This window comes from Pseudoalteromonas sp. ND6B (assembly GCF_000764215.1).
In the GTDB taxonomy this organism is placed as follows: Bacteria; Pseudomonadota; Gammaproteobacteria; order Enterobacterales; family Alteromonadaceae; genus Pseudoalteromonas; species Pseudoalteromonas tetraodonis.
The window spans coordinates 1-12,827 of the sequence record NZ_JQFL01000002.1; the positions used below are offsets into that span (position 1 = coordinate 1).

The 12,827-nt window shown below is 38.3% G+C and carries 12 protein-coding genes and 1 other annotated feature; of the genes, 6 read left to right on the forward strand and 6 right to left on the reverse strand.

Annotated elements, in window-relative coordinates; genetic code table 11:
* Positions 1–39 precede the first annotated feature (39 nt).
* The 3 genes from ND6B_RS18195 to ND6B_RS18180 all read right to left on the reverse strand — a co-directional run bounded on the left by ND6B_RS18195 (position 40) and on the right by ND6B_RS18180 (position 5,092).
* A protein-coding gene (locus ND6B_RS18195; RefSeq protein WP_089368775.1) for an IS3 family transposase occupies positions 40–1,259 on the reverse strand; the annotation gives its coding sequence in 2 pieces (ribosomal slippage) (positions 40–980 and positions 980–1,259; 1,221 coding nt in all).
* Positions 865–981: a sequence feature (AL1L pseudoknot), on the reverse strand. (Overlaps the previous gene by 117 nt.)
* Positions 1,222–3,618 carry a hypothetical protein gene (locus tag ND6B_RS18185; protein ID WP_051686727.1) on the reverse strand — a complete coding sequence of 799 codons (2,397 nt, stop codon included), beginning with the start codon at positions 3,616–3,618 and terminating at the stop codon, positions 1,222–1,224. The genes ND6B_RS18195 and ND6B_RS18185 overlap by 38 nt, the downstream gene beginning before the upstream one ends.
* The gene (locus ND6B_RS18180) at positions 3,605–5,092 is read right to left on the reverse strand and encodes a site-specific integrase (RefSeq protein WP_029774389.1); all 1,488 of its coding nucleotides are present in this window, start codon (positions 5,090–5,092) and stop codon (positions 3,605–3,607) included. Before ND6B_RS18180 ends, ND6B_RS18185 begins: the two co-directional genes overlap by 14 nt.
* Positions 5,093–5,189: 97 nt before the next feature.
* Between ND6B_RS18180 and ND6B_RS19520 the strand changes: the two genes are divergently transcribed.
* Positions 5,190–6,818, forward strand: a complete 1,629-nt coding sequence (locus ND6B_RS19520; protein ID WP_235420425.1) for an ATP-binding protein — start codon at positions 5,190–5,192, stop codon at positions 6,816–6,818.
* Positions 6,808–7,707, forward strand: a complete 900-nt coding sequence (locus tag ND6B_RS18170) for a diguanylate cyclase (RefSeq protein ID WP_016900589.1) — start codon at positions 6,808–6,810, stop codon at positions 7,705–7,707. Before ND6B_RS19520 ends, ND6B_RS18170 begins: the two co-directional genes overlap by 11 nt.
* A gap of 13 nt (positions 7,708–7,720) precedes the next feature.
* Here the strand turns inward: ND6B_RS18170 and ND6B_RS18165 are convergent, their stop codons facing one another.
* A complete protein-coding gene (locus tag ND6B_RS18165; RefSeq protein ID WP_013465869.1) occupies positions 7,721–8,101 on the reverse strand; it encodes a DUF3192 domain-containing protein in 381 nt (126 codons plus the stop codon).
* Positions 8,102–8,275: 174 nt separating this feature from the next.
* Positions 8,276–9,220 (reverse strand): D-2-hydroxyacid dehydrogenase, encoded by a 945-nt coding sequence (locus ND6B_RS18160; RefSeq protein WP_013465868.1) that lies wholly within the window; start codon positions 9,218–9,220, stop codon positions 8,276–8,278.
* Positions 9,221–9,660: 440 nt separating this feature from the next.
* On the opposite strand from ND6B_RS18160, the gene ND6B_RS18155 reads away from it, so the two are divergent.
* Positions 9,661–10,794 (forward strand): 1-acyl-sn-glycerol-3-phosphate acyltransferase, encoded by a 1,134-nt coding sequence (locus tag ND6B_RS18155; RefSeq protein WP_013465867.1) that lies wholly within the window; start codon positions 9,661–9,663, stop codon positions 10,792–10,794.
* Positions 10,795–10,897: 103 nt separating this feature from the next.
* A complete protein-coding gene (locus ND6B_RS18150) occupies positions 10,898–11,143 on the forward strand; it encodes a DUF1289 domain-containing protein (RefSeq protein WP_013465866.1) in 246 nt (81 codons plus the stop codon).
* Here the strand turns inward: ND6B_RS18150 and ND6B_RS18145 are convergent.
* On the reverse strand, positions 11,140–11,784 hold the full coding sequence (locus ND6B_RS18145; RefSeq protein WP_051686728.1) for a transporter substrate-binding domain-containing protein: 645 nt from the start codon (positions 11,782–11,784) through the stop codon (positions 11,140–11,142). The genes ND6B_RS18150 and ND6B_RS18145 overlap by 4 nt on opposite strands.
* A gap of 425 nt (positions 11,785–12,209) precedes the next feature.
* Here ND6B_RS18145 and ND6B_RS18140 point away from each other — a divergent pair, with 425 nt between their 5' ends.
* Together ND6B_RS18140 and ND6B_RS18135 are read left to right on the forward strand one after the other, a co-directional pair.
* Positions 12,210–12,413 carry a DUF3283 family protein gene (locus ND6B_RS18140; RefSeq protein WP_013465864.1) on the forward strand — a complete coding sequence of 68 codons (204 nt, stop codon included), beginning with the start codon at positions 12,210–12,212 and terminating at the stop codon, positions 12,411–12,413.
* Positions 12,414–12,425: 12 nt separating this feature from the next.
* On the forward strand, positions 12,426–12,827 hold the full coding sequence (locus tag ND6B_RS18135) for a GNAT family N-acetyltransferase (RefSeq protein ID WP_024600832.1): 402 nt from the start codon (positions 12,426–12,428) through the stop codon (positions 12,825–12,827).

A 12,827-nucleotide genomic window follows, 5' to 3' on the forward strand; every position in this document is an offset into this window, starting at 1 on the left:
TGAATCGCCCCGAGTTCATCGGAGACCAGTTTGTTTAAGTCAGGCCACTTTACCTGACTCGTTTAAATTATCATAGTAGTCTGTTTCATATTGAGCTGGTGAAATATACCCAATTGAAGATAATAAGCGTTGATTATTAAACCAATTGACCCACTCTAACGTTGCGTATTCAACAGCATCAACATTCTTCCACGGGCCATTTCTGCGAATAATCTCTGTTTTAAATAATCCATTTATTGTTTCAGCCAATGCATTGTCATAAGAGTCACCCACACTGCCTACAGACGCTTGAATTCCAGCTTCAGCAAGTCGCTCAGTGTATCGTATAGACAAATATTGGCTGCCTCTGTCGCTGTGGTGAATTAACCCTTCGGGGTTGCCACGATGCCAAATAGCTTGCTCTAACGCATCAAGAATAAGCTCTGTGTGCATTGTCGTTGATACACGCCAACCTACAATGTATCGTGAAAAAACATCTATCACGAAAGCGACATAAACAAACCCACTCCATGTGGCAACATAGGTGATGTCAGCTACCCAAAGTTGATTTGGCTGCTCAGCAGTAAATTGACGATTAACTAAATCAAGTGGCTTATCTTGTTGCTCGTCAGGTATCGTTGTCTTATGTGCTTTACCCCGACGAACACCTTGAATTCCCATAACTCGCATCAATCGTTCGACTGTACAGCGGGCGACTTGATGGTCGTCAAGCTGTAGCTGCTTCCATATTTTTCTTGCACCATAAACTGACATATTATCCTCCCACACTTCGCGAATGAGTATTATCAGCTCAGCATCACGCTTTTTGCGGTTAGACAGTCGCTCAGGCTCTCTTTGTATCTGTTTATGAGAATAATACGTTGATGGTGCAATCGGCAATTCCTTGCAAATTGACTCGACACCGTAATGCTCTCTGCAAGCATCAATAAAATCCACTATTACTTCTGTTTGCGGTCGAGCTCCGCTTGGGCGAAAAAAGCGGCAGCTTGCCTCAGGATATCATTCGTTCGCTTGAGCTCTTTATTCTCGCGCTCTAAGACGGCAAGGCGTTCTTCAGTTGATTGCGTATTAGAAGAGGGTTTAGACGGTTGAGCTTGAGATTTCTTGACCCATGCTCTAAGTGTTTCTGGGGTACATCCCAGTTTATCTGAAATCGATACTAGCGCAGCCCAAAGAGAAGGGTATTCATGCTGTTGTGTGGTAACAAGCCTAATTGCACGTTCACGAAATTCTGATGTATAGCGATTTGATTTTTTCATAGTTCCAGTTTCTCAAGTTATTGAGTCTCTGGCAAACACGGGGCGATTCAGTTTTTGTTGCTCTGTTTATTGTGTTTGCAACATCTTTGTCATCTTGCATCAGATAATGACGTAAGAAAGTTGCATATGAGTGTTGGCTAGCTTTTTGATACCACTTGAATTCTTTGGCTACTTTTCTATAAATGTAGTTAAGGCCTGTTTTTCTAATCTTGTTTACACTAAATATAACTTCACAACCAAGCTCAGCTAAAATTTTATTTATAGTTAGCTTAAAACGACCTGCTGATAATACTAGGACCTCTTTGTTGCCTAGATTGTTTGTTTGTGGGTAAACAAAAATTCTTTTTGATAAATTGCTGGCAGAAGGTTGATAAGAAGCTGTTAGTTCAATAGCTGACTTTATATCAAAAAAAACTGATGCAACGATTTCATCGGCTAAGATACCTTCTTTTTCAATATTCTCAGCGTTTACCTCAAATTTATGCCATTGCGTTTGATAATCAGCTCTGCGTTTAAATAGGCGAATAGCAGGTGTTTTATTTGAATGTAATGGGGTATTTAAGAAAAGTAGGTCAGTGGTATTTAGCTCTAACGTAGGAGTGAGATTCCAACCAGTCTTTAACATGACTTTTGCAGCATAAAGAGCAATTTTTTCTTTAACTGTAAGAAATTTTTCAGAAGAAAGTCCTATTTCAATAAAGTACGCTAATTTAACTACATCCTGATACGAGTATAGCCTATTTTGATTTTGAGAAAGCTGAGCTTGGTGTTGCTCTCTTAACTCAGTGCTAACGGGAAAGCTAATTATTGTATCTAAACCATAGAAAGTTAGTAATTTATCAATTGCACTCTGGTATTGCTTTGCTGTAGCTATCGATAAATCATTTCGCTTTGACTTTAATTGAATGGCTTCTCTTATAGCTTTTAAAATTTCAAAGTTATTTTCTACAAATGCGTGAACTCCATTCTGTGCAATGAGTTCCATTTGTTTGTCTGTTAGTGATGATACATTATTTTTTAAAGCACTAGCCATATCAAAAATATAGCCTTTAAGCGTAATAATACCTATGCTCTCACCATCAATTCGCTTCGTAAAGACGTCATGATACTCGGCTAAGTTTTGATAATACTTATTGGTATTATTGTAGACCCATTCTAACCTTTGGTACTGTGTAGTATCACTTTCCTTTAGGTAGTAGACTAATGAGTAAGGTAGTAAACTATACAAGATGATTTTCTTGCCAGTAATGAAATGGTAAAGACTTAACGCGGCGTTTAGTATCAATAAATATTGGTTCTTACGTTTAATACTTGCGTCTTGATAAAGTTTATAAAGAAATTTAAATATTTTTTTGTCATTGGCAGCAAGACCAGATATACCGTATTTGCTGAGTAAAACAACTGTTGGGCGAGTAATATCACCACCGTTATGTAGCCACTTCAGAAATGATAAAGACGCACTTTTAACTTTAGCCTTCTTAGGGGCAGGGGCGTTTGCCAACTGATTTTTTAAAAAAGCATCTATTTCCTCGCCAAATATTGGCGATATACTTCGAGCGTAGCTAGAAATTTCTGCTTCAGTTTTAAGATAATTGATTTTTGCAGCACCCCATACATCTGGATGTAAGTATTTTAGAAAAGGGCCAAGGTGGCTATTGCTTATAAGTGGTGAAATAAATGCCTTATCTCGTAACGTTGTTACTAATGGCTGTTTGGCTTGTTTGGTCTTAATAAGACTATCGTGTTGGCAAAGACCTATAATAGCAGAGGATGTTCTAAGGATGTTGTCTCGAATAGACGAGTTTTTAATACCCGCTTCCAGTAATGAAAGGTGGTCTAAATATCTTTGAAGTAACTCTCGAATCTCTTTTAGTTGATGAAACCCAAGCTTGTGTAACTTTACTAAATCAATTGAAATTGATTCATTAGTCAATCTAAAAGGTGCGCTAATTTTGTTATTGTTAAGATGAAACTTAACGATGTTCTCTAAGGCTTCTTCGACCCTCGTAGCATAAGCTGGCAGTTTTACATTAATAAGCTCGTTGACACAAAAGTATTCTATTTCTTGCCAAATCTCAAAATCTAATAAAGCGTCGAAACCTTCAGATGTAATTGCAGAGGCTGTATTCGTATTTACTCTCTCTAGTGCTAAAGGTAATAAGTGTAGCAAAGTTATACAAGAGTTGCGCAAACGACTCATTGAAATAGCAGCATGATCACCTTTACTAATATTATTTTCCTTGTCGTATGCTCTATTAAATAAAACGTCTAACTGTTTGGCTATAGTTGAAGAGTAAGGTACAAAACGAGCGGGAATACGGTTTGACCTACGCTTTTTGTCTAATTTAAGCTCTGGCATTTGTACTCTCACTCATTAATAATTTATCAACATCCCCATATATATCTTGTACCCACTCTGACATTGCACCATATGCATCTACACCGACACTTTTGGCAAAATCGATGTATCTTTTTGTAGTTTTGAAACTCTCATGACTCATTAAGGTCATTAGTATTTGCCGAATTGAACTTTCTGACTCATTTTTTTCAATTAAATATTTTGCAATGTAAGTTGCGAAAGTAGCACGTAAATCATGAAATGTACGCGTTAGTACTTCTAATCCACGCTTCTTTTGTTCTTTTCTAATAATAGAAATGGTATTTCCGGGAGTTTCTTCACTAATTCGTTCTCCTGAGCTATTCATAAACAAAGGAAGTGGTTGTTCATCATTGTTCATACGATAACTCGTTTCATGTTTAGTACGCTGCCTCATATTTTCAGATGATAAAGTGTGAAGGTATAAAAGTTTCATTAAGGATCGTGCAATAGTAAGTCTTACTGGCTTATGGCCTTTGCGAACTATGGTTAGTTTAGGAATGTGATTTTTGTGTTCTTCTTTGTCTGGATCAAAAATATCCTTCTGATCAATTGCAGAAATTTCGAAAGAACGAAGTCCACCCAGTAGTGCACACTGTAAATATATCTTGTAAGAACGCTTTTGAGCAGTAGTAGTCTGTAATAGTTGTGTGAGTTCTTTTGAAGAATATGGTTGCAGTACTTTGTCAGGTGAGTCTTCTTTTTGTTTTATTGTGTTAGGTATACTTAAGTTACTGACCCATTTCCATAACCCTCCAGAACGTGTTGAGCTGGTAGGTAATTGAAACAGCGCGCTCTGGCCATTTTTGGCTTTAGACGTTATGCGGACTTGCTTGTATTCCAAGGAGAAGGGAAGGCTGTCTATAGAACCGCGCTTATGACTCCAAATGTAAAATGTTTTAACAGCCCTTATTCTCTCTTGTGCAGTATTGAAACTTAGGCGTTTAGCTTTGTCCTTAGTTGTTACTCTATCGCACAAATGTTTGTGATAGCGCCAAACAGGTAACCGTGAAATATCATCGTCTACTGACTGCCTAGAAAGTGGTGCGGCAATAACCTCAAAATAAGATGCACCATCTTTAATGAGCCAGTCCAGAAACGCTTTTAAATGCTTAGCTATACCACGAACAGTTTTTACGTCTAACCGCTTACCTGGTTGACTAGCGTAATAAGCGTCGCTAAAAGCTTCACTTCCCCTTTGATTTTTCTTAAGACTGAAGTGGCCTTCAAAACGGTGGCTCAAGAACAAGTTCATTTCTTGGCATTCGGTAATACGATCAGGATGATATAGCAGAGGGAAGCTTAGTTCTTTTTTGTTATGGCGATATGAATGAGCTCTGATGCCATCTACAATCTGAATAGGTTCTCCTGCTTTATCCAGATGAAAATACATTCCTTTTCCAAAATTGACAGGTTTATTAATAATTTTAGATTTTGTTGTAGTTGATGCAATCATGCTTATTCACCTCTGGGTAAATCTTATTTGTAAAAACTTTTTTATTCAAGGTTCTTTTAGGTATGATAGTATGGTATCAGTTCGGGGGTGATTTTATATGCTTGATTTTGCCCGCGTTGAAAGTAAAGAAGCAACGCTGCAATTAGCGCCATTGTGCTTAGTTGATTTGATTGATACCTGCGAAAGTTTAATTTTACCTTTATGCCAAGCAAAACAGATACAGCTAAAAATCGACATAGACTCGCAAATTTCTCCATTTTTAGTCGGTGATACAATTCGTTTGCAACAAGTATTAGGTAACTTACTTACCAATGCCGTTAAGTTTACCAATAAAGGCAGTGTGACATTAAAAATGACATTACAGCCGAGCCAGAGCCATATAGAGCAGCGTATTTGTTTTCAGGTTATTGATACGGGAGTGGGGATTGCTCAAGCGGATCAACGCCGTTTATTTGATGCCTTCACGCAAGGTGATGAATCATCTACTCGCTTGCATCAAGGGGTTGGCTTAGGGCTGGCAATTGTAAAGCATAGTGTGGCATTAATGGGAGGTGAAATTGCACTCAGTAGTGATAAAGGCCATGGCTGTCATTTTTACTTCACGCTTGATTTAGCGACAGATACCGAGAAATCAGCAAGCTTTACAGATAGACTATTACTGATCACCAGCGCGAAGAGTCAGTTGCTTAATCAGGTTATTACCGCGCATCCTTTTTTCAATAATCAAGCTCTTGAAATAGTCGTAACTGATCCAGATTGTTTGCAACAAGCGCATAGCATTGTAATCGATGCTGATGACGTACCTGCCTTTCTCACGTCAGCAATAAAAGCAGTATTACACACTCGTACTACTTCACTCATCGTTATAGAGCACTCGCAACCGAATCAGCTTTCAATAAATGACTCTTTTATTAGCCAGTATTTACCGCGCAGTGCACTGGCGCAGCGGTTACTTAGTTTAACCCCAGAAAAGTTAAATAAAGTAATTCAATATAAAGCGGATAAACCACGAGAGAAAATAGCGGGAACCTTAGTATTAGCCATAGATGATAACCCGCTCAATCTCGACATTATTAGCAGTATATTGTGTAAAGCCGAAGTGAATGTTGTGACTGCTAGTGATGCTAAACAGGGGGTTGAATGGGTGAATATATTGCGCCCCGATTTAGTTTTAATGGATATTCAAATGCCGGGTATTGATGGCTATCAAGCAACCCAAATAATACGCCAACAGTTTGACGCCCAGCAATTGCCTATTTTTGCATTAACTGCACATTGTGAGCCTGCCGATATTGCACGTTCATTGAATAGTGGTATGAATAAACATTTAACTAAGCCCGTGGTTGCGCCTATTTTATTTGCATCGATAGCTGATTTAGGCATATCTAAGCCTTGCTTTTTTGATAAAACCTTCGCTTTGACACAGTTCAATGATGATGAGAAGCTATTGCAAAGCATGCTTACTAAGTTAGCGGTGTTAAGTGAGTCATATTCAGCTGAGCTTCAAAAAGACATACCTACTATTGAAATGGTACGCTTAGTGCATAGTCTAAAAGGGATAGCAGGAAACTTAGGGTTTAACCGATTATTATTATGTGCTCAACATACTGAGCAATTATTAAAAGTGGGCGACAAGAACGCCAATGCTGCAATTAAAGAGCTGATAATACAGTTAAAACAAGTTCATATTTTTATAAAAATTTTAGATGTAAGCAATGATAAATAAAGCAAAAATATTAATTGTAGATGACGATGCGCTTAACCGAATCATTTTAGAAAAAACCTTAAGCGATGAGCATGATGTTTACTTAGTGACAAGCGGCGAAGACGCGCTGGCGTTTGTTAAACACACGCAAGTAGACTTAATCATTTTAGATATCATGATGCCTGGTATGAATGGTTATGAAGTACTCGTACAGCTAAAAGAGAACAGTATAAGCCAGGCTATTCCTATTATTTTTATCTCTGCAAACAACCGTCATGAAGATGAGGCAAAGGGGCTAGAGCTCGGCGCAATGGATTATATTGGTAAGCCATTTAGTGCCGCTATTGTGAAAGTTAGAGTGCGGAACCAGTTATTAATTAAGCAAAAAAATGATTTGCTAGAAATGCTTGCCTCTATTGATGGCTTAACAGAAATACCCAATAGACGTTATTTAGATGAGAACTTAGAAAGAGAGTGGCGTAGAAGTAAGCGTAACTATTCTCCTTTGTGCGTTTTACTCATAGATATTGATCATTTTAAACGTTATAACGACTACTATGGCCACCGAGCTGGAGACGAATGTTTAAAAACAGTGGCAAAAACGTTAGCCGCGCAATGTGAGCGTGGCAGTGATTTTGTTGCGCGTTACGGCGGTGAAGAATTTGTGGCCGTATTACCAGAAACCAATCAGCAAGGTGCAATCGCTTTTGCCAACAAGTTACGTAACGCCGTTAATGATTTGAATATTGAACATAATGCGTCTTTAAACGCTACACACGTCACCATTAGCATCGGTATTGCTTCTAGTGAGAGTAGCCAAGCTTACACTGAAAAAGCATTGTTAGAAGAAGCTGATTCCGGTTTGTATAATGCGAAAAAGTTAGGGCGCAATCAAATTAGCGCCCAATAAATGCTGTAGTTACTTAGTTTGTCAGCATTTGCAGTGCTGAGGCACCAATACCAACTAATTTATCATTTTTAAATACCAACGGTGTGCATTCATCTTTAGTCATTTTACCATCTGAATGGATGCTGTGCGTTGCATAAAATAAGACTTGGTAAACATCCTCTTCTTTTTTGAGTAATTCGGTGAAGTCAGGTGTTTTTAGGGTTTTTAATACCGACTGATAAGAGCTATCCATTGCCAAGCCTGAAATAATTTCACGATTATTCTTATGTGTTGCTTGCCAGCTAGAAGAACTATTACCAGCCCAATGACCTTCCGCTTCGCCATCGGATACAGCAATAACACAGCCAGTTAAAAAAGGAGCGGTGAGGGCGGCGATTAAAAGTGTTTTTTTCATTTTTTATTATCCTAGATGATTAATTACAGACTTTAGAGCAAAGACTAGGCCAGTTTTTTAATCTTTAAAAATCAATTGCTTATTTTTAAAGTGATTTTTGAGTTAGTGGCTTTTTTAAGAAATAAAATTAAAAAGCCACTTTTTAGTTATTTTGACTAACTTAATTTAACGGCATTAAACCAAGCGATTACGCGACTCTTGTTGACTAAATGCAGCGATATTTAAACTCACTTCTTTAACCAAGCGCACAATAGATTCGGTACTGGCCCACGCTATATGTGGGGTTAGTAGTAAGTTATCTCCCGTGTAATTGGCCAGTGGATTGTTGTGCTCAGCAGGCTCTTTAGTTAGTACGTCAACACCTGCACCAGCAATCACATTGGTTTTTAAGGCTTGTGCTAAGTCGGCTTCGTTAATGATCCCCCCGCGCGCGGTGTTAATAATAAGCGCAGTTGGTTTCATCATTTTTAATTCATTAAGCGTAATTAAGTCACGCGTTTCATCATTAAGTGGGCAATGTACGCTGATAATATCCGCTGTTTTTATTGCGGTTTCAAAAGGCGTGCGTCCTTGGCGACACTCAGCACCTTTGCGCTCTGCAACAATGACATGAGCACCAAAGGCTTCAGCCACTTTAGATACAGCATTGCCCAGAGTTCCCCCACCAATAATGGCTAATGTTTTACCCTGAATGTCATTAAAGCTGTAATCAAGGCGACAAAACATTTCACTTTTTTGCCATGCGCCTTGTTGGCAGTCCGCTTGGTAGCGATGAGTATTGCCTAATAAGTTAGTAATTAACGAAAAGGTATGCTGCACAACCGAGGGGGTTGAATAACCAGCAACATTGGTTACCGCAATGCCTAAATCTTTCGCGGCATTTAAATCAACATTATTGGTGCCGGTGGCACTAACACAAATAAGTTTGAGTGATGTTAATTGTGCCATGGTGTCACGATTAATCACTACTTTATTGGTGATTAACACCTCTGCATTTTGGCTATGTGCTAGCACTTGCTCTGGGCTAGTTAGCTGATGCACGGTAAGCTTTCCCAGTGCTGAGATACAATCAAGTGAGGTGTTTGCCAGTGTAGCGTTATCAAGAATTGTTATGTTCACGGTGTGTCCTAATAGTGTATGTGTTAAGGGAATAATAACCCCTGTACGCGAAGTGCTTGTGATAAAAAGAGTATCATCTATTTGAATGTTATTGGGTTTATCATATTGCGTTTACATTAGCAGTTGTAGAGCCATATTTAAATGTGGTCTGCCCACTGACGGTTAACTTGCATGTTATTATGATCAACTGCCTTGCTAAGTTAACTTGAACAAAGTGCTGTTAGTAAGGTCTACCCATTTAAATTAATAATTAATAGCCATAGTTTATACGTATGCGTTGTTAGCAAGACAGCTTGGCTCGGCGTTAAACTATAACGCTATGAAAACTCAGTAAATCGAACTTTAGTATTGCTAGTTTCGTATTTTTGATTGAGTTATAATCAAAATCAGACACAGCGGGGCGTTTTAACGCGCCGTTTTTAACTTTGTAGATGCAGTAAATGATTGAATTAGAAGATAAGTACGCAGATATAAGACCTTACAATGACGATGAAGTTGCCGCCTCATTAACGCGATTAATTAACGATAATGCGTTTATTGATGTAATTGCAAAATACAATTTGCCACGCTTTATATCCGCAGTTGGGTTTTTAGCACGCGCTATAATAAAGCATCAGTTGCGCAAAAAGTGGGGCAAAGTTAAAACGGTTGAAGATGTACAAAATGAAGTGGCACATTACTTAAATAAATTAATAAAACGTACCACCTCAAAAGTCACTTTTTCTGGCTTAGAAGACTTAGACCCTAATCAAGCCTATCTTTTTGTTTCAAACCACAGAGATATTGTACTTGACCCTGCACTGGTTAATTGGGGCTTATTCCAGCATAAAATGAAAACAGTGAGAATTGCGATTGGCGATAACTTGCTGCAAATTCCTTACATTACTGAGCTTATGCGCTTAAATAAAAGTTTTATTGTGAAACGCTCAGCAAAAGCCCCAAAAGAGATGTTAAAAGCGCTGACTCAGTTATCGGCTTATATTTATGATTCACTCAGTAGCGGGCACTCAATTTGGATTGCCCAAAAAGAAGGGCGCGCTAAAGATGGGGTTGATCAAACTGATCCTGCGCTTTTAAAAATGTTGCAACTTAATGGCCGTAAACAAAAGAAAGAATTTGGCGAATACATTAAAGAGCTCAAAGTGGTGCCGGTTGCAATCTCTTACCAATACGAACCTTGTGCTATAGCTAAGGCAAAAGAGCTATATCATAAACAACATCATGGCAAGTATGTTAAATCGGCAGGCGAAGATATTGCCAGCATTGTTGAAGGGTTTAGTTCAGCCAAAGGGCATGTGCATTTATCGTTTGGTCAGCCCATTGAGTCAGGTTGTGACAGTGCCGATGAACTGGCAAAAACCATTGATAAGCAAATTATTGATTCGTTTTACTTACACCCAGGCAACTTTATTGCTGCTGGCTGCACTGAGGCGGTGATCAATAAAAATGACGCAGCACAGTTTGAAGAACGTTTGGCCAAGGTGCCAGAAGAGTTAAGGGCTTTGGTTTTAGCTATGTATGCCAAGCCATTTCATCGAAAAACACAAGTAGATGAACAAAGCTGTGAGCAGTAATTAACAGCTTAAGCTAACAACAAAGCAGCAATTTATTTGCTGCTTTTTTTTTGCACAAAAATAGCGCTATACTCAGGCTATGCTTTTAATACCGGAGGGTAAAATGCAACAAATTGAAATATTTGATATTCCTAGCCCTTGTAAAGGTATTTGCTTAGTTAATAATCGCGGTTATTGCAAAGGCTGCTATCGCAGTCGCGATGAACGTTTTTCTTGGAATTCGTTAACGAATTCCCAAAAGAAAAAAGTATTGAGTTTATGTCAGCAGCGCTATAAACGTTACTTACAGCAAAAAAATAAAGTGGCACAATCATCACCGCAAGCAGATCAACAAGGTTTTGATTTTTAAAAATGTAGGTTGTATTTTGACCTGAGTTTTGCAACTGTGCCGTTATTGTGTAACTTATCCAGTGTTGCTTCTAGCTGGGGAACAATATCCGCATGACTATTATGTAAATAATGATAAAGCGGGTAGGTTGCAACTACTTGTTTTTCATAGCAGCCTAAAGAGGGGGGAATGGTTTTATTTGCCATCGCAAAATCAATAAGTAACGCTCCTTGTACTTTTTGCTGGATCAGTAAGTTAAGCTGCGTATTATTATTTTTAACTTCAATTATCTTACCTTGAAAATCAATACTGTCTAAATATCGCTGTTGCACAGGGTAACTGGAAATAATAGCAACGCTATCTATGGTTTTAGTGGAGCTGGGCTCACAGCGTTTATAAAGTTCAAGGTTAAATTTAAAGAGTGGATAGTTAACTCGAATTAAATTTTTATAGGCACTTTCAATACTGATATCGCGAGCAAGCTGTCCATCTAACATGCCATTATCTGCTGCAAATAATGCATTTTGACGATTAAAATCGACAATATTTAGTTTAAAGCCCATATCTTCATAGGCCAATTGTAATAGCTCAATGGTATAGTTTGCTTGTTGAGTGTTTTGCGGGCGATTAAATGTGTAGCTATAACTGTGCGCAAAAGACATATTACTAAAAACTAAGCACAGTAATACCAGCAATCCGTTAAAGCGTTTAAGCACGTCAGTATTTCCAATTAATTGCGGCAAGATAATAAGCAGCCATAGTAACAAATTGTCTGTCTTTTGCACAGTTTGCATTAGTAATCTTGCAAAAGTTACCATCAACAATTATTGATTACGTTGAATTATTTACAGTCGCTTATTTTTATTAGTTATAGAGTTAGTTTTTTATAAGTTTAAACGTATAATCTACGTTTTATTGAGCGAGGGGCTGTTGACCTTTGCGGATGAAAATTTGTTCAAGCTAGGGGCGCTCGGCGCGACTTGTTTAACCTAGTGGGCTAGTAAAAGCCTCCGTGTGCTACTCACGGCCCTTACCTGTATTCATGCAGGCAACAATAAGTTTATAGCCCCTAATAATTGGAGTGAATATGAGTTTTAATCTGTGTAACTTGCCGCGAGAGCAAAAGTATCAAATTCAGTTAGATTACGAGGCCTCATTTTGGGCTTATCAAATTAAGCGCGGTAAAAAAACGCGTGAGCAAGTGTACGACACTCTGCATAGTCGTCCTGTTGCAGAGCAAGGTGTTTTAAAACAAAAATTTGAGCAGTATTTGGCAATTATGCTTAGCTAGGGTTTGCCTACTATGCTTGTAATTAAACAATTAGAATCAATTAAAACGCCCTTAGTTAATAAGTTTTATACGTTACATAACGTCCGCGGCCGTGCTAACAAACAGGATCAAGTCTGGGTCGCTTACGATAATAATACGATTATTGCCGCCTGCCGGTTACAGAATAAGCCCACTTTTTTATTTTTATCAACGGTGTTCGTGGCTCCTTCTTATCGTTCAAAGGGGGTGGCAACCCAGTTATTAGTTGCCCTTTTAAATGCGCAAACAGAACCTGTTTACACCTTTGCTTATCAACGCCTTACTGATTTTTATCAAGCACTTGGTTTTAACCAGGTGTTAACATATACTCCTGCATTATTAACGCTATTTGATGCTTATAAGCACCGAAATATTACCGCATTGAAATATCAATAA

Coding starts and splice junctions, on each gene's coding strand:
- ND6B_RS18185 (WP_051686727.1), bottom strand. CDS start 3,618: ATGCCAGAGCTTAAATTAGACAAAAAGCGTAGGTCAAACCGTATTCCC.
- ND6B_RS18180 (WP_029774389.1), bottom strand. CDS start 5,092: ATGATTGCATCAACTACAACAAAATCTAAAATTATTAATAAACCTGTC.
- ND6B_RS19520 (WP_235420425.1), top strand. CDS start 5,190: ATGCTTGATTTTGCCCGCGTTGAAAGTAAAGAAGCAACGCTGCAATTA.
- ND6B_RS18170 (WP_016900589.1), top strand. CDS start 6,808: ATGATAAATAAAGCAAAAATATTAATTGTAGATGACGATGCGCTTAAC.
- ND6B_RS18165 (WP_013465869.1), bottom strand. CDS start 8,101: ATGAAAAAAACACTTTTAATCGCCGCCCTCACCGCTCCTTTTTTAACT.
- ND6B_RS18155 (WP_013465867.1), top strand. CDS start 9,661: ATGATTGAATTAGAAGATAAGTACGCAGATATAAGACCTTACAATGAC.
- ND6B_RS18150 (WP_013465866.1), top strand. CDS start 10,898: ATGCAACAAATTGAAATATTTGATATTCCTAGCCCTTGTAAAGGTATT.
- ND6B_RS18145 (WP_051686728.1), bottom strand. CDS start 11,784: ATGTCTTTTGCGCACAGTTATAGCTACACATTTAATCGCCCGCAAAAC.
- ND6B_RS18140 (WP_013465864.1), top strand. CDS start 12,210: ATGAGTTTTAATCTGTGTAACTTGCCGCGAGAGCAAAAGTATCAAATT.
- ND6B_RS18135 (WP_024600832.1), top strand. CDS start 12,426: ATGCTTGTAATTAAACAATTAGAATCAATTAAAACGCCCTTAGTTAAT.